We start from the raw sequence: 18,750 nt of genomic DNA, 5'->3' as shown, positions 1-18,750 counted from the left end.
AATTATATAATAATATATTATAATAAATATTTAATTATTGAATAAATTTAATAATTATTACTTTACAAAAAGAGGTTATGAAATTGTTTGACAAGATATTAATAGCTAACAGAGGAGAAATAGCTATCAGAATCATGCGAGCATGCCGTGAATTAGATGTTAAAAGTGTTGCAGTCTATTCTGATGCAGATAAAACATCTTTATACACTAACTATGCAGATGAAAGATACCCACTAGGTAATCCTAGTCCTTTACAAAGTTATTTAAATATAGATAAAATTATTAATGCAGCAGTTGAATCTGGTGCAGAAGCAATTCACCCAGGTTATGGATTTCTTGCAGAGAATCCTAAACTAGGAGAAGAATGTGAAAAGAATGGAATCACCCTTGTAGGACCTACAGGAGATGTAATACGTCAAATGGGGGATAAAATTACAAGTAAACAAATAATGCGTAAAGCAGGAATACCTGTAATTGAAGGAACCCAAGAAGGATTAACAGATATAAATGAAGCAAAAGAAATTGCAAAAAACATTGGATATCCAGTAATTATTAAAGCATCTGCAGGTGGTGGTGGAATTGGTATGCGAGCTGTTTATAGTGAAGATGAATTACAACGTGCTATCGAATCCACTCAATCTGTAGCTGCAGCCAATTTTGGAGACAGCACTGTATTTATAGAAAAATACTTAGAAAAACCTAGACATATAGAATTCCAAGTTCTTGGAGATAATTATGGTAATGTAATTCATGCCGCAGATCGAGAATGTAGTATTCAACGAAGACATCAAAAATTATTAGAAGAAGCACCTTCTCCAATAATGACAGAAGAATTACGTGCACAAATGGGTGAAAGTGCAGTTAAAGCAGCATCATCCATTAATTATACTGGTGCTGGAACAATAGAATTTATGTATGATAATGGTAACTATTATTTCTTAGAAATGAATACTCGTATTCAAGTAGAACACCCTATAACTGAAATAGTAACTAATATTGACCTTGTAAAAGAACAAATAAAAATAGCTGCAGGGGAAGAACTAAACTTAGAACAAAAAGATATAAAAGTAACAGGACATGCAATCGAATGCCGTATAAATGCAGAAGATCCATTATCTGATTTTGCACCAAATCCTGGAAAAATTACAGGATATAGATCACCTGGAGGCCCAGGAGTAAGATTAGACAGTGGAGTTTATATGAATTATACTATTCCTACATTTTATGATAGTATGATAAGTAAATTAGTTACAAATGGAAGTACTCGTCAAGATGCAATAGATAGAATGAAAAGAGCATTGAGCGAATACATAATATTAGGAGTAAAAACCACAATTCCATTCCATAAAGCAATTATTAGAAATCCTTACTTCTTAAAAGGAGAACTTAACACTCATTTCATTGATGACCATAAAAAGGGAATTGAAGAAGAAATGAAGAAAGTAATTGAAGAAGATAGAGAAAACGTGAACCGTTTAAAAGCTACTTTCATGCCAGGAAAGAAAATAGCTGCAATTAGTGCAGGAGTTGGTTCTTACTTAACAAATGCACAAGCTTTACAAAATAAAAAGAGAAATTAAGAGAAAATATTTTTAAAATGAGGAATTTCAGATGAAACAAGAAATGATAGATTTGCTTAAAAAGAAAAATAAAATTTCAGATAAAGATGCTGATGAAGTTTTAGCACTAGATGAATCTGAAATCATTGATTTTCTTAAAGAATTAGGTTCACAAGAAAGCAGTGAAAACACTGCCAAAAAAATTAAAGAAAACTTAAAAACTGATTATATTGGTAAAAACATATACTTTTATGATGAAGTAAAATCTACAAACAATATAGCTAAATTCTTTGGAGAATCAGACGAAGAAGAAGGTGTAGTTATAATTGCAGATACCCAAACTAAAGCTAGAGGAAGATCAGGTAAAGCTTGGAAATCTCCAAAAGGAGGTTCTTGGTTAAGTATATTAATTAGACCAAATGTTCCCCCAACTCATGCTTCACTAATTACTCTTGCTACTGGAGTTGCTGTTTGTAAAACTTTAAGAACTATTGGAGTTAATGCTCAAATTAAATGGCCAAATGATATACTTATTAAGGATAAAAAAGTATCTGGAATACTTACAGAAGCAAAAGCTTCATTTAATAATTTAGATTATGTTGTGGTAGGTATTGGAATTGATACAAATTTAACTATGAATGATTTCCCAGAGGAACTAAAAGATAATGTTACAAGTTTAAAAGATGAAGCTAACCGTGAGATTAAAGAGAAAAAAATTATCAGAATTTTCCTTGAAGAATTTGAAAAATTTTATAATTATTTCAAAGAAGAAGATTATGAAAAAATCTTAAATGAATGGAGACACTTATCTAAAACTATTGGAAGTGAAGTAATTATTCGTCAACCTTTAGGAAAAATTATTGAAGGTTATGCTATTGGAATTAATAGGGAAGGTAGTTTAATTATTGAAAAAAATGATGGTTCTCTTGAAAAAATTTTTGCAGGGGAATTACGTCATAAAGGTAATGTGTACTAAAAAAATTAAATTAAAAATTTTCCCCTTTTTTTCTTTTTTTATTCAAAAATTAAATTATAACATTTATCTGTATTATTCATAACATTTTTTAATGAATTAATTGATGAATTTATTTTTTTAATTATTTCTTCAACTGTTAACTTATTACTATCGGGTGAAGCTATATCAAATCGGATAGTTGCAGAAGCTCCAGGCATTCCTACTGCAGGTATTGTTATTATTCCCTCTTTTTTAAGTAATATCATTGACCAGATGAAGTTAAAATCTTTAGCGGATAAATCTTTATTTTCACAATTTAATTCATTATACATATCTCCTTCTTTAACCATCACCCCTGTAGGTGTTTCTTGGAAAGAATTATATTTAAGTTTTAATTGATTAAATAATTCTGTTTTCTTATTTAATGATAATCTTAAATTTTCAGGATTATAATCTTCTAAACCTTTCACCATAGCTAAAATACTTGGAGGTTGAGCTTCTAAACCAAATTGTGTGGCTTTGGATTTAACTAAATCTATTAAATCCTCTTTACCTGCCATTAAACCTCCCCGAGGACCTTTCATTAATTTATCAGTGCTTGTTACAACTAAATCTGCACCTAATTCAGTTGCCTTTTTCTGATTAAAAATTGCTGTTCTTATACGGGCTCCAGAAGCATCATCAACTAAAACTGGAATATTTTCTTTATGTGCAAGATTTATAACTTTTTTAAAAGTTTTTTCATCAATAGTTTGATGATCCATAGTGGAACCTGTGATTATAACTAAATTAACATCATAAGGGACACGAAATTTATCAATGTCTGTGTATTCTAAATAATTAGCATGCATTATTTTACATGATCTAGGTATACTTGGATGAGCAGGGTGTTCTTTTAAAAAATGTAAAACAAAACCTTTTTCAGGAACTAGTGCTAATATTGTTGCAAGAATTCCAGAACTGGTTCTATTTACTGCAAAAACTTTTTCCCCACCTAAATGTTTAATACCTTCTTTCTGTAATTTTTCTTCAAAAATAGCTGGACCTACATAAGTTTCTAAAAGTTTTAAATCATTTTCTGTAGCAAGAAAACCTCCAGATAAACCAGTAAAATCATATAAATTTTTCCTAGTATCTTGATTAATTATTTTTCTAATATTTCTTAATGCGGATTCACGTTTTTTTACTTCATCTAAAGAACTAGTAACTAGCATAATTTTTCACTATTTATAATATAATATATTATAAAGTTATTAAATTTTTTTAATAAAAAATAGCATAATTAAAAAAAAGGGTTAAAATAAAATTAATAAAAAAAGTATTTAAAAAATAGATATAATTTTCTAATTTAAGATTCATCATCTAGAAATTCTAAATGGAAATTAGAACTGAAAGCTTCAACAACAATATCTAAATTTTTCCCATCTAAAGGAATAGTTTCAAAGTTATCGCCTTCATTATATGAATATTCTGCTTCAATGATTTTACCATCAGCAGTAGTATAGAATAATATACTATCAGATATTTCTTCAGGATTTTTAGATGGTAAATATATTTCAACAGATCCTCCTAATTGTTCAAAAAATTTATCTTTTTCTTCATCACTTTTATTTACTTTTTTAAATTTTCGGATTCTAGATTTAAGTTTTTTTTCTGCAGTTTCTTTTAAAGCACCAGGCATGTTCAATTCACCTTTTTTTATTTATTAATTTTTGTATTATTAAAATTTTTTAAAAATCATTATAAATTATTCTTTTAAAAAAATGTTTTTTTACAAACTAATATTAAATAATAAAAGTTTTATTATATAAACTATTCGGCAAATATAATTAACTTATTAAGTAATTTAAATATTAATTTAATTAATCATACAAACTATTTCCATTAGAATCCATCCCTACAACTAATGGTCCAAATTTATCAACAGACAATTCCCATAATGCTTCAGGCATTCCAAGATCTAACCAATCCACATTAGAAACTTCCTTTACTTTATCCACATATAATGCTGCACACCCTCCAGTTGCAACAAGATAAACAGATTTATCTCTTTTTAAAGCTTTTTTAACTGAATCATCCATTCCTCCTTTACCTATGACAATTTTTACACCTTTATCTAAAACATCAGCTTGATATGGATTCATCCTCATACTAGTAGTAGGACCTATTGCAACTATATCATAATTTCCTTCATCATCTTTTTGGATTATAGGACCTGCATGGAATAATGCTACACCATCTAATGAAAATGGTGCACCTTGTTCAATGATTCTTTTATGTGCTTGATCTCTTGCAGTAACAATAGTTCCAGAAACTGTCACTATATCCCCTATTTTTAACTTTGTTAAATCTTGATTTTTAACTGGTACTTTTATATCGATCATAATAAATTTATCCTTAAAGTGTATTTTTTATTTAATATTATTTTTAATTTTTTTAGATATAATAAATATTATTAAAAACATTATTATAATTATAGTATACTATTATAAATTTTATTAAATAAATAATAATAATATTACCTTAAGATATAAAGAAAAATTTTTTTAAAATGGAGTAAGAGTTAAACATGTCAAGTATGAGTAGTGTTGCAGGATTATCAAAGTATATTAAAACACTCCCTAAAGTTAAAATATCATTATTCAGTATGATATTTATTAGTTTTATAACAGGAGCCATAATATTTTTATTAAAACCAATCAACACATATAGTCAATTAGAAAACCTTTTTTATGGAGGTTCATTTGGATTTTTTGTTTTTGGATTAGGAAGCATTGTTTCTGGTGCTACAGACCAACAATGGGTTTATTTATTAAAAGGTATTAATCTTAAAAGGAAACATAGTATGTTTCTTTCTCTTACTAGTATGGTGATATTATGTTTAATATCTGTACTAGGATTAATTGCTGGAATAATTCTTAAAATGGACCTATTTGTAAATAGTATATTATTTGGCTGTGTATTAATTTTTGCTTGGAATTTTTTAGTGTTATGGGGAACCAGCCATATTGGGCCTTTAAAATCATTTATTATTAGTTTAGTTCAACCTTTATTAATTATAAGTATGTTAATTGTAGTGACATTTTTAGGTAATCTTGAAATAGTTTTCCAACTAGGAATTTTTGGAACAATATTAAAAGTTATTATAGCATGTTTAGTATTTTTAGTAGCTATTTACTCATTTATGAAAGTAGTTGAAAATCCAATGAAGAATAATCTTGGATTTGGTGCCTTAGATTTACTAAGTTTTTTTATTGCACATATGAATGAAGGATCATCATACTTAGAAAACTTATTTGATACTTCAGGAGAAGAAATTGACACAATAGTGGGCACATTAAGTTTTAAAAACATGAATGGTGATATTAAAGCATTATTTATCAGCCCATCCGTACATCCGGGACCTATTGGAGACATTGGTGGAGCTAATATGCCAACAATACTTGCTAATGAATATGATTACTTCACAATGGTAGCTCATGGACCATCAACACATGATTTCAATCCAGTAAGTGTTAATGAAATACAAAAAATTAAAGATGCTGTTAATGAAAGCTTGGCAAAAATGAACTATTCTAATAAATGTAGTAAATTTGTCAGATACTCAGAAAAACAAGCAAATATTGGAGTTCAATTTTTTAATGATGGAATTATCATGCTTTCAACATTTGCACCCTCAGGTAGTGATGATATTGAATTTAGTATTGGATTATCAATGATTATTGAAAGTCAAAAAACTTGTAAAATTGAAAATAGTATAGTTGTTGATTGTCATAATAGTTTTAATGCTGAAAAAGGAGGAGTATTACCTGGAAATCCTGAAGTATTCCAATTATTAGATACTGTTAAAAAGATTGAAAACTTAGAACGAAATTATCCATTACAAGTTGGAATAAGTTATAATCCGATGGAAGGTTTAGATAAAAACAATGGTGTAGGTGACAGTGCACTTAAAGTAATGGTTATTCAAGCAGGAGAACAAAAAACCGCAATAGCATTATTTGACAGTAACAATATGGAATTAGGTTTTAGGGAAACAATACTTAAAGAATTAAATGATTTACCTATAGATGAATTAGAAGTTTTAACTACTGATACTCATTCAGTGAATACATTAGCTAATGGATATAATCCTATTGGAGTCTCTGAAAAAAGTAAAATCATAGAATATTTACGTGAAAGTATATTAACTGCTTTAGAAGATCTTGAACCTGTTGAAGCAGGAACCGATATTAATAAAATTAAAAATTTAAAAACTTTTGGGCCAAATAACAGTACTGAATTAATATCCACAATAAGTTCAATTGTAGCTGTTAGTAAAATTATGGCACCATTAATATTTATTACAGCATTAATATTTGTTTTCATATGGATTTATTTTTTATAAAATAAAAAAACCATATTTATTTTTTTCTTTTTTAAATTGTTAAATAATTAATTTTAAAAAAATATAAAAAATTTAAATGGAAAAAAAAACATTTTATAGTTAATTATGATGTTTATGATGATTTTTATGTCTATCATAGTCATGAAAATGTTTATGTCCATGATTAGACCAATGATTTAATCCTCGACCAAAATTATCTATATTATATAACCATAGATGATTATGGTGATGTTTATGTTTTTTATGGTGCATATGTGCCCCAAAATCATCATTATTGTATAAACGATGATGATGACGGTAATCTTTATTTGGATTTCCTGTAATTGGACGATTTTTTCTATGTTTTTTATCTATTATTTTGTTTATATGAAATGAACCACATTGAGGGCATTTATATCCCATATTAGAATTTTGTGGCCAACTAAAACCACATTTCATACATTTATATGCATTAAGTTGATTATTATTCATTTTAAGAATTTTATTCAAACGATTATGTATTTCAAGTATACGTGTTCTAGAATTATTATTGTCCAAGTACTTTAAGTTATATTGTTTTTCTGGTTCTATTAAATAAAATGCTTCTTTACTTTTAAGTCCAGGTATTCCAATTTTAGCTAAGTTTCGTTCCATTCTTCTTTTTAGTGCTGAATTTTTAGGTTCTTTACCTAAATAAGTTGTTGTTTTAACAGCACTAGAAATTAATGTATGATGTCTTTCTTTATGTCTTAATTTTTGTCTATTTTCCGTAACTTCTTGTGTTGACCAATTTAAGTTAGGGTCATAAAAAGGTATTCCCACATCAGATAATGCAATTTTTATTTCATCATCTTTAGGAATGGATTCATTTAACATAAAAGAACTGGGGGATGCTAGTGTTCCTCCTTGTTTTCTACCATAAATTGGACCTAAACCTACATGAAATCCATTTTTTATAAATGCAGATCGTACTGGTGATGAACTAGTATATGTAGCTATTAATCCTTCTTGTTTTATGACTCTTCGAAATTCTTTAATGAATTCGAAACTAAAAAGTTCTGGTGACATTGTTTGACTAAATGGATCTAAAAATATTGCATCATAATAATTATTAGGTAATTGTTTTATTGTACAACGAGCATCAGCTATGTAAATATTTATCTCCATACTTTTAGGTATAGGTGTTTTTTCTTTTGGATTTACAATATAACCTTCATATATTAAACTGTTTTCAATTGCATGTTTCATTATATCATGGGCAGATATTGGTGAGGGTACAAGTAATCCTGCAGCAAGTGTAGCTTTACTTATTTCAACACAATCAATTACTAATTTTGTATTAGGTGAGGCGTGTTCTATGAAATCTTGTATCATGGCTGTTGAGTTATATCCAATTCCTCCACAAATATCTAATACATGAATATCTTTTTGATAGTTAAATTTCATTGGTTTAATAAATTTTTCAAAAGATTCTGATATTGCACCTGTTTTTGTGTGGAGAATTTCTATTTTATTGTTGATTTCCCTTGATTTTATACTGTAAGATGTATCTTCAGTTTGGTAAAAATAATCTTTATTATTGTTAAAAAAAGTTACTCTATTATATCTATTAGGAAATTCATTTTCTTTTTTAAAGTATTCATTTATTTTATCATAAATTGTATCATTTATTACTCTGGATTCATCAAGATATGTCATAAAAGATATATTTAGAAAACATCCATAATAAACATTAACAAAAAAATTTAAGGGAGAAAAAGATATTATGGATTCTGAATTGAAAATATTAGAAATACTTTACAATATGTGCCAAAAAGATAATGGACCAAAAAGAATACGATACATGAAATTTATAAACTTAACATATGATTTAGACACCAGTGAAAACGAAAACATTGAAATATTAAAAAAATTAGCTGAAAAAGAATTTGTTGAATTAAGGATTAGTAAAGAGGGTGATTTAAAATCAGTAGAAATAAGTCTTAAAGGGTTAAAATATTTAATAAGTAAACTAGATGCTTATAAACAAATACATAATACAATATTAAATGTTTTATTAGACTCAGAAACACCTATTACAAATATTGAAATTTATGAGAAAACTGGAATAGATATTTGCACAATTAATACATTACTTTATCAATATAAAGATTATATAAGTTTTGATGAAACAATGAATCAATATCAAATACATAATATACAGATAAAAAAACCAGAGGAATTAAAAAATCAAATTCAAACATGATTTTGAAAATTAATAAAAAAATTTTTTAGGAAAATGATGAAAATGGAAAAAGAAAAATGTCCACAATGTGGAACCATTGTTGAAAAGGACACTAAGTTTTGTTATAATTGTGGAGCAAAAATAAATGTTACACAAATAAATCCTCCACAGATACAGAAAAATGTGAATTCTATAAAAAGCAATACGAAAAATACTAAAAGTTTTTGTACTCAATGTGGGAACCAAATTAATGGAAACTCCAATTACTGTCCAAAGTGTGGAAATTCTTTGAACAGTGCGAATCCTCAAAATGCACATTATAATGTAGGGATGCTGCAAGAATCAAATGTAATACCTATACGTAGGTTAGCATTACTTATGATATTGACTGGAGGATTATATACTTTTTATTGGTATTATAAAAATAGCACATCCTTAAAAGAGTATTATCATGAGGACACTAGTCCTGTATTATTCACTATACTTTTATTAATACCTATAGTAAATTGGATAATTATATATGAACTTTTTAACCAATATGAAAAAAAATTAAAACTTGAAAATATCCCTTCATATTCTTCAGGTGGGAATTTAATAGTGTGGATTTTATTACCATTTCTTCAAATATGGGTACTTATTAACATACAAGAATCATTAAATGAATTATGGAAAAAAGAACAACCAGAATTACCAGTACGAAGATCATTTTCAGATGTGGAAATTATGATAATGATAATAATTCCAGTACTTTTATTTATAATAATTTTCATGAGTATAATAGGAACAATAAATTCAATGATAAACCAATCTTACTATTATGATAATACATATTATCTGTTAAGATTATTAATCTAAGAAAATTAATTTGAAATTTTTTTTAAATACTTTTTATTTTTTTTTTAATTTTTAAACTTAAAATAGAATAAAGAATTTTTTTAAATTTTTTGAAAAATCAAATATTAAGGATTTATTATTAAAATATTTTTTATAGAAAATTAAAAAATGAAGTATTGTAAATTTTTTTAAGAATTAGTAAATAAATAATTAAAATGTATTTTAATTTTGAAAAAAAGTAAAAAGTGTATGAAGATTTAGTTGCTTCGTTTAAGAGTTACAACATTTCCCCATACTAAAGAAGCTAAAACAATAAATGTTAATAATGCCGTTCCATTTATAGTTCTGTTAAATACAAATAAACCAATAATTGCTTGGGTAGTGAATGCAGTTAATGATCCAATCAATAATACTTCTTTACCTAAATATTTTTTATTTTTTCTTTCACGCTTATCACGGTATTTTTGTAAAATTTTTAATCCAACAATCAACGTTATTACCACAAATGCAACTAAGGCAATCATCGTTAAATATCCAAAATCATATGCATATCCGAAAGTTCCTGGAAGCATATAATCAATAATATCTTTTTTAGATACTAATAAACCAAAGAACATTGGGAAAGGTAATCCAAATAATAAGATGAATTGCATTGGTAAACTTATATACCCATCTGCAAAACCTAATCCTTGTGATCCCCAATATGATGAATTTTGAACATGCCCAATTAGATTTGTATTATGAAGTACCATTTGAATACTTGAGAGACTGTTATTTTCAAGACGATTAATACGTAACATTGGACTGAATACTTGCATTCCAGATACTTTTGCTAATAATTCCATTAAACCAAATGCTGCAACACCTAATCCTAAAAATATTAATACTCTTTTTATGGTTAAAAATGATTTTTCTCGGAAAGATTTAGATATAATAAGATATCCTATGAATAAACCAAGAATCCATAATATTAAGAAGGATCTATGCATCATTCCTCCAAATAAAGTTATTAGAGCAAGTAATATGTATACAAGTCTTTTAAGCCCTTGTACATTTACTCCTGAACGTTCCATAATTTTTAATGAAGCTAGAGCGGTTATTATAGCAAGTAAAGCTATCGGTCCAAATGTATGTGTAAATTCATGTTGACCAAACGATAGAAATAGTAAAGCAATATCACCTGCAAATAGTAAAGTGAATACTATAGCTAAGAATAAAGACAAGAATGTTACAATACTTAGTGATAATGGCACTAAGTTAATTATAAATATCATACTTGCAAATATTATTGCTGCTATTTCTAATATAAATTGAAAATGATTTTGAGCTATAAACGCCATTTTTTATCACACATATATTATAATATTTTTTAATTAACTAATTTACTTTTGAATTTTATAATATGAGTTTATTTATAATATTAAATTTTTTCATTATAAAACAAAAATTATTCTTTTAATTTTCATTTTACAGTATAAATAATCTTCAATATTTAAATGGACTGACCGGGATTTGAACCCGGGGCCTCCGCCATGCCAAGGCGACGATCTACCATCTGAGCTACCAGCCCCATTATAATAACATTAATAATTTATTACTACTTAAAATTTATGTAAAGTAATAAAATAATTAAAAACATTATTATGGTTTTCCATTTTTACCTAAATCATAAATGTTATTTAGTACTATTTTAAATAAGTCATCGTGGTTAACATCTATAGGTTCATGAGGATTAACAATAAAACTCAAAGCTTTATTAATAATATCATCAAGATTATTAGACCTATACATTAAACCTTGATTAATATAAAATTTATCTACAGACAAGCAAGTACCAGGATAACAAGAAATAACAGGAGTTTGAAGAATAGCAGCCTCCCTATTCATAGTACCCCCAGCACCAATAACTAAATCTGCTTTTTTAATAATACTACTAGTATCCACTGGAGGTTCCAAAATAGTCACATTATCAATACCTTCAAAAATTTTAGATTGTTCTTTAAATCTTGGAAGAACAAGGATATTAGCATATTCTTTTAATACTTCAACAATAGGAGACAACACAGATTTGCGGCAATCTGCATCCAAATAACTAGCAAGAGAAGGTTCTGGACGCATAAATATGGTTTTACTTTTCTTTAAAATTAAACCTAAATCATCAAATATATCATCATTATAGTTAAAACTCTTAAAATGCATCAATTCAGAAGTCCCATTATAAGGTAAAATTTTATTAGGATCTGCACCATATTCCATTAACTTCCAAACATCTATAATTTTAGGAGCAATAATCCGATCACATAAAGGAAGAGTTAATTTATTAGCAGCAACAGCATGCTCATTATCTAAAATATACAAACTAGGAATACCTAAACCAAAACTAATTCTAGGAAGTTCTATACTATGCTTAGAAACAGCTACATCAATTTTTTCATCTGCAATAATATCAAATAAATCAGTTACACGTGTTGTGCTCTCTCTAAGCTTATCTTTTAAACTAACCCCATGTTTCCCTACACTAATATAATCAATACCATACATATCCATAAGTTTATGAATATCACCAAATTGACGAGTAGTTACAATAACATCTTCTCCCTCATCAATTAAATATTTAATAACATCCTTAAAAAAGCGAACATGAGGAGCATTTGATATATCAATCCAAATTTTCAATGAAAACCCACCTAATTACTTAAATAATATTAATAAATTTAGAATAACAGAAAATTTCTTATAAATTTTCAGGTTTTTGTTCTTTAATAGCTTCAATTATATCATCTAGTCCTTTACCTTCTTTTAAACTAGAAGTTATAATTTTAACATTGGGATTTAATCCTTTAGCATCAGCAACCATTTTATTAGTATCCGCACCAACTGCTTCTGCTAAATCTATTTTATTAATAATAATTAAATCAGCACTTTGGAAAATAAGTGGATGTTTTTCAACAGTATCATCACCTTCAGTAACACTTACTACAACAACTCTCATATGAGAACCTAATGCAAAGTCAACAGGACAAATTAAGTTTCCAACGTTTTCTATAAATAAACAATCAATTTTATCTAAAGGCATATCTTCTAAAGAGTGTTCTACAAGATGTGCATCTAAATGACATTCTTTACCAGTGTTTAAACCTACAACTGGAACATCATGAGATTTAATTCTTTCAGCATCGAATTTACTAATTACATCCCCAGCAACTACTCCAATATTTTCATCAACATTTTCTATGATATCTTCAATTAAAGAAGTTTTACCTGAACCGATAGCACCTACGAAATCAACACAATAAATATTATTATCTTCTAATAACTTTTTATTTCTTTCAGCTATAGCTTCATTAGCTTTCATAATATTTTTTTCTACTTCAACACTTGCTACTTTATGCATTTTATATCCTCCTAAAAAAATTTTTAAATAATTAATTTATTCATCTTCATCAGGTTTTTCAATTACAATATTTTTCACTATTATATCTTTACCATTTAAAATTAGTATTCGTGGAGTCTCACATTTAGGACATTTAATAATAGGAGCATAATGATCTAAACCATCAAGGGATACAATCCCTTTATAATCACATTCTTGACATTCTATTTCAACAGGGATTTCATTAATAACAAAATCAGCATCTTCAGCTATAGTATTCTCCTTCAAAACATCTAATAAAAAACTGATTTGTTCCGGATTAATCATAGCTAATCGGCCAACTTCAATTATAACTTTAGTAACTTCAGTAGCATCATTAGATTCTGCAGTATCCATTACAGTAGTGAAAATTCCTTGAGCCATTGATAATTCATGCATTTTAATTAATTCCTTTTAATATTTTTATAAATAATTTTTATTTTATTGCATCTGCAATAACTTTAGCTACTGTTATACAACTGACATCAGATTTCAATGTATCTGTACCTGCAAGATTCTTTGCACCTGCAGCATAAATTTTTATAACTGCATCGTTGACTAATGTTGGGTGAACACAACAAACATTAACAGACTTTGCACCATATTCTTGTAAAATATTCACTGCATTAACAATAGTGCCTCCAGTAGCAATAATATCATCAATAATAACAGCTTCTTTATTTTTAACAGCATTAATTCCTACTTTAGAATTAGTTTCAGTAGAATCTTCAACATCAACTATTCGAGTTTCAACTTTATCTGGACCTAATCGAACTTTGCTCATGTAAGTACAATTACAATTTAAAATTTTTGCAATTTCTTCAGCAAAACCTAAAGCCCCTTTATCAGGAGCAATAATAATTGGGTCTTCTGTAATAGTGTTAATATAATCAGCAATAGGAGGCATAGCAGATAAATTCAATGTAGGAATATTGAAAAATTCTCTCACACTATCTTCATGAAGATTAATGCTTATAAATTCATCAGCCCCAGAATCTTCAATTAATTCTGCAACAAATTGTGCAGAAATCGCTTCACCTGGTTTAAATCTTAATTCCTGCCTACCATAACCTAAATATGGAACAACAACTTTAATTTTTTTCGCATTTAAACTTTTTAAATTTTTTATTAAAAATAATAATTCTATTAAATGTTCGTCTTGAGGAAATCCTGTAGATTGGATAACTGTAACTTCTTCGCCTTCTACATCTTCTTTAAATCTGAGATATCTTTCCCCATCGGGAAATTTTTTAGTTTCTATTGGACATATAATGTCCCCTAATTCTTCAGCTACTTTAGCAGCTAAACTTTGTGATGCTGAACCACCAATTATCAATTTATCACCATGAAAAATAATATTATTTAATATATAACTATAATATATTTTAATCTTCATATTATAATAAGGTTTTTAATAATAATTAAATTAAAATAAAAAAATTGAGATAAAATAAAAATAAAAAATAGAAAAGATAGTTATAAAGAAAAAATTATAACTAAATATTTAATTAATGTGCATTTGGAGTTTTAATAGTACTTTCTGGTATGTTTTCAGCTACATGATTTCCAAGTTTTTTAATATGATTAATTAAATTATCTTTCTTATTACCATTAATTAAAATGTGTTCAAGAACATCACTAAGAGTACTCATTGGAATAATTTTAATCATTTTTTCATACTTAGATTCTATCATAACATCTTTCATATTACTTTTTGGAATTAAAACAGTTTTTATTCCAGCTTCTGCAGCAGCTTCAATTTTACCTGTTGCTCCACCAATAGGCATTACATCTCCACGGACATTTAAAGAACCTGTTAATGCAACAGTTTGATCAAGTGGTATATCTTCGATTGCACTTATTACAGCTGCAGCTATAGATACACTAGCACTGTCCCCTTCAACACCATCATATGTTTGAATAAATTGAACATGAATATCATAATCAGAGGTATCTTTATCTGTATATTTTTTAACTAATGCACTTACATTTTGTACAGATTCTTTAGCTATTTCTCCAAGTTTTCCTGTTGCTATAATTTTCCCTTCATTTTTACTTTGTGCTGGTGCAGCTTCAGCAGCAATTGGTGATACTATACCTGATCTATCACCGATAATTGCTAAACCATTAACCATACCGACTTTTCCACCTTTAGGGTTAAACATACTGTATTCTTTTCTTTGAACAATAGACATATCAGCCATTTGTTGTTCTAAAGTTCTAGAATATTTTTTAGCAGTGATTACATGATCAGCTGTTACAAATGGTGCTGATTGTTCAATTGCAACATCTCCAGCAGCTCTTACTAATCCACCTAAATCTCTAAGTTTAAGTGTTAATGAATCTTTTTTACCAGACCTACGTTTTGCTTCTAATATTATTTCATCAAGTGCATCTGGTTTGAATTGAGGGATTCTTCCATCGTTTTTAATTTCTTGTGCTACAAATTGCACTAATTTTTTACGATTTTCTAAAGTATCTTCCATTGAATCTTTCATGAAAACTTCATAACCATATCCTCTTATTCTTGAACGCATTGCTGGGTGCATTCCTTCTAATACTTTAATATTACCAGAAGCAACTAAAACAAAATCACATGGAACAGATTGAGATCTTACCATAGCCCCACTACTGTTTTCACTTTGTCCTGTGATAGAATATTTTTTTTCTTGCATTGCAGATAATAATTCTTGTTGAGTTTTAGTAGACATTGTTCCAATTTCATCAATGTATAAAACACCTTTATTAGCTTTATGAATCATACCCGCTTCTACACGTTCATGTGCAGGTGTTCCTAACCCTCCAGATTGGTATGGATCGTGTCTTACATCACCAAGTAATGCTCCTGCATGTGATCCAGTTCCATCCATAAATGGTGCAAATCTTCTATCTCCATTATTAACTAATAATTTTGGAGATAATGTTGTGTTTTTTGGTTTAATTTGCATTGCAATAAATATAATTAATAGTACAGCTATTATTGCTTCAAATATTTTTTGGTAGTATAAACCTAAAGCAAATATAGCAGCTACTGCAAACATTACTAACATCATTTTCTTTTCTTCATAAACTTTTGCATTAGATTTGTTTGCTTTTACGATTTTTTTACCTTCACCTGCAGGTACTGGTCTAATGATTGGATTATTAGGGTCTTCTGCATTAGGATATACTAAAATATCTTGTAATACTTCAGGTGGTAATAATTCAGCCATTCCTTTTGCAAGCATTGATTTTCCTACACCAGGATCTCCGATAAGGAGAACGTTTCTTCTTTGTTTTGCTGCTTTTTTAATAGTTTCTACTGATTCTTCATGCCCAATTACTTGGTCTATTAAAAGTGGCGGTACATTTATGTCACCAGTATTGCCTATATTCTCATAGTCAAGCATAGGTTTATTTGTAGAAGGAACAAATTTTTCTTCTTCAGATTGTTCTTTTTCTGCTTCTACTTTTTCATCAACAAAATCAGTTGTTGATTTTTCTTCAAATTTCATGGTAAACCTCTGTTTTTTCGAGTTTTAATCTGTTTTACATTTAATGTTTTTAATAAATTTTTGTTACTTAAAGTTTCTATTTATTAATTACATTTAAATGTATATAAACATATTGAATTTAATTAATTTTTGTAAGTTTAATATTTTGGTACTGTTAATAAAAATGATTAATTAAAAATATTAATTAAGTTTTTAACAATATTTATTTAACTATTTTATATCATATAAATTTTGTTCCAAACATTAATAAAAAAATCAAAACAAATTAAATTAATAAAAATTAACTTTAATAAATATAAAAAATAAAAAAATAACTAAAATTATAAAAGGAAAAAAATATTATGACAAAATGTATCATGATTCAAGGTACCTCATCAAATGCAGGAAAAAGTGTAGTAACAGCAGCACTATGTAGAATATATGCAAATAGAGGATACAAAGTAGCACCTTTCAAATCACAGAATATGTCATTGAACTCATTCACAACATATGAAAATAAAGAAATGGGAATCGCACAAGTTTTGCAAGCAAATGCTGCAAAAATAGAACCAAGTGTTCATATGAACCCCATATTATTAAAACCTAAAGGGGAATTCACATCACAGGTAATAATTCAGGGAAAAGCAATAGGAGATATGAATTTTTATGACTACCAACACAATTGCAGAGAATATGCATTGAAAGCAATTAACGAATCATTAAATATTTTAAAAGAAAAAAATGACATTATAATAATAGAAGGAGCAGGATCTCCAGCTGAAATAAATATGCGTAAAGAAGATATAGCAAATATGGAAATAGCCCATATTGCTGATGCTAATGTCATTTTAGTAGCAGATATAGATAGAGGAGGAGTTTTTGCATCAATAGCTGGAACATTCCAATTATTAGATGACCATGATAGATCAAGATTAAAAGCTGTAATAATAAATAAATTTAGTGGAAACTTAAACATATTACAACCAGGAATAGAAAAAATAGAAAAAATCATAAATGCTCCTATATTAGGAGTATTACCTTATGATCATAGTTTAAAGTTACCTGAAGAAGATTCTGCAAGTTTATATGAACATAAATTTAAATCAAATAAACCTATAACTATAGGTGTAATAAAACTTCCAAAAATAGCTAACTTCACAGATATAGATCCATTTGAATTTGAAGAAGATGTTGGATTAAAATTAATAGATCTTAATGAAGAAATTGGAAATGTGGATGCTTTAATAATTCCAGGTACAAGAAACACAATTTTGGATACAATTGAATTAAAAAATAGTGGAAAAGCAGATGAAATCATAAAATTAAGTGAAAGAATACCAATCATTGGCATTTGTGGAGGATATCAAATGCTTGGGAATAATATTTATGATGAATTCAATAAAGAATCTCAAAAAGGAACAATAAAAGGTTTGGGATTGTTAAATATAGATAGCCAATTTGAAAGAAAGGAAAAAGTAGTAAAACAAAGCGAAGCAATTCTTGCAAATGAAATCATTGAAAATTATGGAAACAATAAAAAGGATAATATTGGAAAAATTTTTAATAAAATAGGTGGTGAAAAAATAACTGGTTATGAATTACATGAAGGTACAACAATACTAAATGGATCATTGCCATTATTAAAAATTAAAAAAGGCATAGGTAACAATGAAAACAGTACATTTGATGGTGCAGTAGAAAAAAATGTTATTGGAACATATTTCCATGGAATATTCCATAATTACAATTTTAGAAGAGAATTTTTAAATTATATTAGAAAACAAAAGGGGATTCCTATTAATAATGGATTAGATCCTTATGAAACAAATAAAGATTTAAATATTGAAAAATTAGCTAAAATTGTTGAAGAAAATGTTGACATGAATTATATTGATAAATTATTATTTGAATAAAAAAAAATTTGTAT

At 27.4% G+C, this 18,750-nt stretch carries 16 protein-coding genes and 1 tRNA gene; 6 read left to right on the top strand and 11 right to left on the bottom strand.

What is annotated here, in order from left to right; all coding sequences use genetic code 11:
* Window positions 1-83: 83 nt before the first annotated feature.
* Window positions 84-1,580: an acetyl-CoA carboxylase biotin carboxylase subunit gene (locus tag BP997_RS06940; RefSeq protein WP_409198721.1), complete on the top strand. Its 1,497-nt coding sequence runs from the start codon at window positions 84-86 to the stop codon at window positions 1,578-1,580.
* A 31-nt stretch (window positions 1,581-1,611) separates the two neighbouring features.
* A complete protein-coding gene (locus BP997_RS06935) occupies window positions 1,612-2,535 on the top strand; it encodes a biotin--[acetyl-CoA-carboxylase] ligase (RefSeq protein ID WP_413825511.1) in 924 nt (307 codons plus the stop codon).
* Window positions 2,536-2,573: 38 nt separating this feature from the next.
* Here the strand turns inward: BP997_RS06935 and BP997_RS06930 are convergent, their stop codons facing one another.
* The 3 genes from BP997_RS06930 to BP997_RS06920 form a co-directional block, all read right to left on the bottom strand.
* On the bottom strand, window positions 2,574-3,728 hold the full coding sequence (locus BP997_RS06930; RefSeq protein WP_413825514.1) for a TIGR03576 family pyridoxal phosphate-dependent enzyme: 1,155 nt from the start codon (window positions 3,726-3,728) through the stop codon (window positions 2,574-2,576).
* A 134-nt stretch (window positions 3,729-3,862) separates the two neighbouring features.
* Window positions 3,863-4,195, bottom strand: a complete 333-nt coding sequence (locus BP997_RS06925; protein WP_413825516.1) for a hypothetical protein — start codon at window positions 4,193-4,195, stop codon at window positions 3,863-3,865.
* Between the two features lie 181 nt (window positions 4,196-4,376).
* Complete coding sequence (locus BP997_RS06920) at window positions 4,377-4,898, bottom strand: FumA C-terminus/TtdB family hydratase beta subunit (RefSeq protein ID WP_413825519.1); 522 nt, start codon at window positions 4,896-4,898, stop codon at window positions 4,377-4,379.
* 185 nt (window positions 4,899-5,083) lie between these two features.
* On the opposite strand from BP997_RS06920, the gene BP997_RS06915 reads away from it, so the two are divergent.
* Entirely contained in the window at window positions 5,084-6,901 is a 1,818-nt protein-coding gene (locus tag BP997_RS06915) for a DUF2070 family protein (protein ID WP_413825521.1), read from the top strand.
* Window positions 6,902-7,000: 99 nt separating this feature from the next.
* Here the strand turns inward: BP997_RS06915 and BP997_RS06910 are convergent, their stop codons facing one another.
* A complete protein-coding gene (locus BP997_RS06910) occupies window positions 7,001-8,578 on the bottom strand; it encodes an MnmC family methyltransferase (protein ID WP_413825524.1) in 1,578 nt (525 codons plus the stop codon).
* A 67-nt stretch (window positions 8,579-8,645) separates the two neighbouring features.
* On the opposite strand from BP997_RS06910, the gene BP997_RS06905 reads away from it, so the two are divergent.
* Both BP997_RS06905 and BP997_RS06900 read left to right on the top strand, forming a co-directional pair.
* Window positions 8,646-9,125, top strand: a complete 480-nt coding sequence (locus BP997_RS06905; protein ID WP_413825527.1) for a hypothetical protein — start codon at window positions 8,646-8,648, stop codon at window positions 9,123-9,125.
* Window positions 9,126-9,167: 42 nt separating this feature from the next.
* Window positions 9,168-9,959: a zinc ribbon domain-containing protein gene (locus tag BP997_RS06900; RefSeq protein WP_413825530.1), complete on the top strand. Its 792-nt coding sequence runs from the start codon at window positions 9,168-9,170 to the stop codon at window positions 9,957-9,959.
* Window positions 9,960-10,195: 236 nt separating this feature from the next.
* Here BP997_RS06900 and BP997_RS06895 read toward each other — a convergent pair whose 3' ends face one another.
* The 7 genes from BP997_RS06895 to lonB form a co-directional block, all read right to left on the bottom strand.
* Window positions 10,196-11,278, bottom strand: coding sequence for a hypothetical protein (locus tag BP997_RS06895; protein WP_413825533.1), 1,083 nt, complete (start codon window positions 11,276-11,278; stop codon window positions 10,196-10,198).
* Window positions 11,279-11,435: 157 nt separating this feature from the next.
* Window positions 11,436-11,508 (bottom strand) — tRNA-Ala (locus BP997_RS06890).
* A gap of 71 nt (window positions 11,509-11,579) precedes the next feature.
* Complete coding sequence (locus tag BP997_RS06885) at window positions 11,580-12,614, bottom strand: DUF354 domain-containing protein (RefSeq protein ID WP_413825536.1); 1,035 nt, start codon at window positions 12,612-12,614, stop codon at window positions 11,580-11,582.
* A gap of 58 nt (window positions 12,615-12,672) precedes the next feature.
* Window positions 12,673-13,332 carry a hydrogenase nickel incorporation protein HypB gene (gene hypB / locus BP997_RS06880; RefSeq protein ID WP_413825539.1) on the bottom strand — a complete coding sequence of 220 codons (660 nt, stop codon included), beginning with the start codon at window positions 13,330-13,332 and terminating at the stop codon, window positions 12,673-12,675.
* A 36-nt stretch (window positions 13,333-13,368) separates the two neighbouring features.
* A complete protein-coding gene (gene hypA, locus BP997_RS06875; protein WP_413825542.1) occupies window positions 13,369-13,749 on the bottom strand; it encodes a hydrogenase maturation nickel metallochaperone HypA in 381 nt (126 codons plus the stop codon).
* 37 nt (window positions 13,750-13,786) lie between these two features.
* Window positions 13,787-14,686 (bottom strand): ribose-phosphate diphosphokinase, encoded by a 900-nt coding sequence (locus BP997_RS06870; protein WP_413825545.1) that lies wholly within the window; start codon window positions 14,684-14,686, stop codon window positions 13,787-13,789.
* Between the two features lie 172 nt (window positions 14,687-14,858).
* A complete protein-coding gene (lonB, locus tag BP997_RS06865) occupies window positions 14,859-16,739 on the bottom strand; it encodes an ATP-dependent protease LonB (RefSeq protein ID WP_413825578.1) in 1,881 nt (626 codons plus the stop codon).
* Between the two features lie 446 nt (window positions 16,740-17,185).
* Between lonB and cobQ the strand changes: the two genes are divergently transcribed.
* The gene (cobQ, locus tag BP997_RS06860) at window positions 17,186-18,736 is read left to right on the top strand and encodes a cobyric acid synthase CobQ (RefSeq protein WP_413825547.1); all 1,551 of its coding nucleotides are present in this window, start codon (window positions 17,186-17,188) and stop codon (window positions 18,734-18,736) included.
* Window positions 18,737-18,750 lie beyond the last annotated feature (14 nt).

It is taken from the genome of Methanobrevibacter sp. UBA412 (assembly GCA_002495685.1).
In the GTDB taxonomy this organism is placed as follows: Archaea; Methanobacteriota; Methanobacteria; order Methanobacteriales; family Methanobacteriaceae; genus Methanobrevibacter_A; species Methanobrevibacter_A acididurans.
This window is presented reverse-complemented; position numbering and strand designations above follow the sequence as displayed.

Excerpts from the sequence above, each read along its gene's own strand:
- BP997_RS06930 (WP_413825514.1), bottom strand. The coding sequence starts at position 3,728 with ATGCTAGTTACTAGTTCTTTAGATGAAGTAAAAAAACGTGAATCCGCA.
- BP997_RS06920 (WP_413825519.1), bottom strand. The coding sequence starts at position 4,898 with ATGATCGATATAAAAGTACCAGTTAAAAATCAAGATTTAACAAAGTTA.
- cobQ (WP_413825547.1), top strand. The coding sequence starts at position 17,186 with ATGACAAAATGTATCATGATTCAAGGTACCTCATCAAATGCAGGAAAA.
- hypA (WP_413825542.1), bottom strand. The coding sequence starts at position 13,749 with ATGCATGAATTATCAATGGCTCAAGGAATTTTCACTACTGTAATGGAT.
- BP997_RS06900 (WP_413825530.1), top strand. The coding sequence starts at position 9,168 with ATGGAAAAAGAAAAATGTCCACAATGTGGAACCATTGTTGAAAAGGAC.
- BP997_RS06925 (WP_413825516.1), bottom strand. The coding sequence starts at position 4,195 with ATGCCTGGTGCTTTAAAAGAAACTGCAGAAAAAAAACTTAAATCTAGA.
- BP997_RS06895 (WP_413825533.1), bottom strand. The coding sequence starts at position 11,278 with ATGGCGTTTATAGCTCAAAATCATTTTCAATTTATATTAGAAATAGCA.
- BP997_RS06910 (WP_413825524.1), bottom strand. The coding sequence starts at position 8,578 with ATGACATATCTTGATGAATCCAGAGTAATAAATGATACAATTTATGAT.
- hypB (WP_413825539.1), bottom strand. The coding sequence starts at position 13,332 with ATGCATAAAGTAGCAAGTGTTGAAGTAGAAAAAAATATTATGAAAGCT.
- BP997_RS06905 (WP_413825527.1), top strand. The coding sequence starts at position 8,646 with ATGGATTCTGAATTGAAAATATTAGAAATACTTTACAATATGTGCCAA.
- BP997_RS06935 (WP_413825511.1), top strand. The coding sequence starts at position 1,612 with ATGAAACAAGAAATGATAGATTTGCTTAAAAAGAAAAATAAAATTTCA.
- BP997_RS06915 (WP_413825521.1), top strand. The coding sequence starts at position 5,084 with ATGTCAAGTATGAGTAGTGTTGCAGGATTATCAAAGTATATTAAAACA.
- lonB (WP_413825578.1), bottom strand. The coding sequence starts at position 16,739 with ATGCTTGACTATGAGAATATAGGCAATACTGGTGACATAAATGTACCG.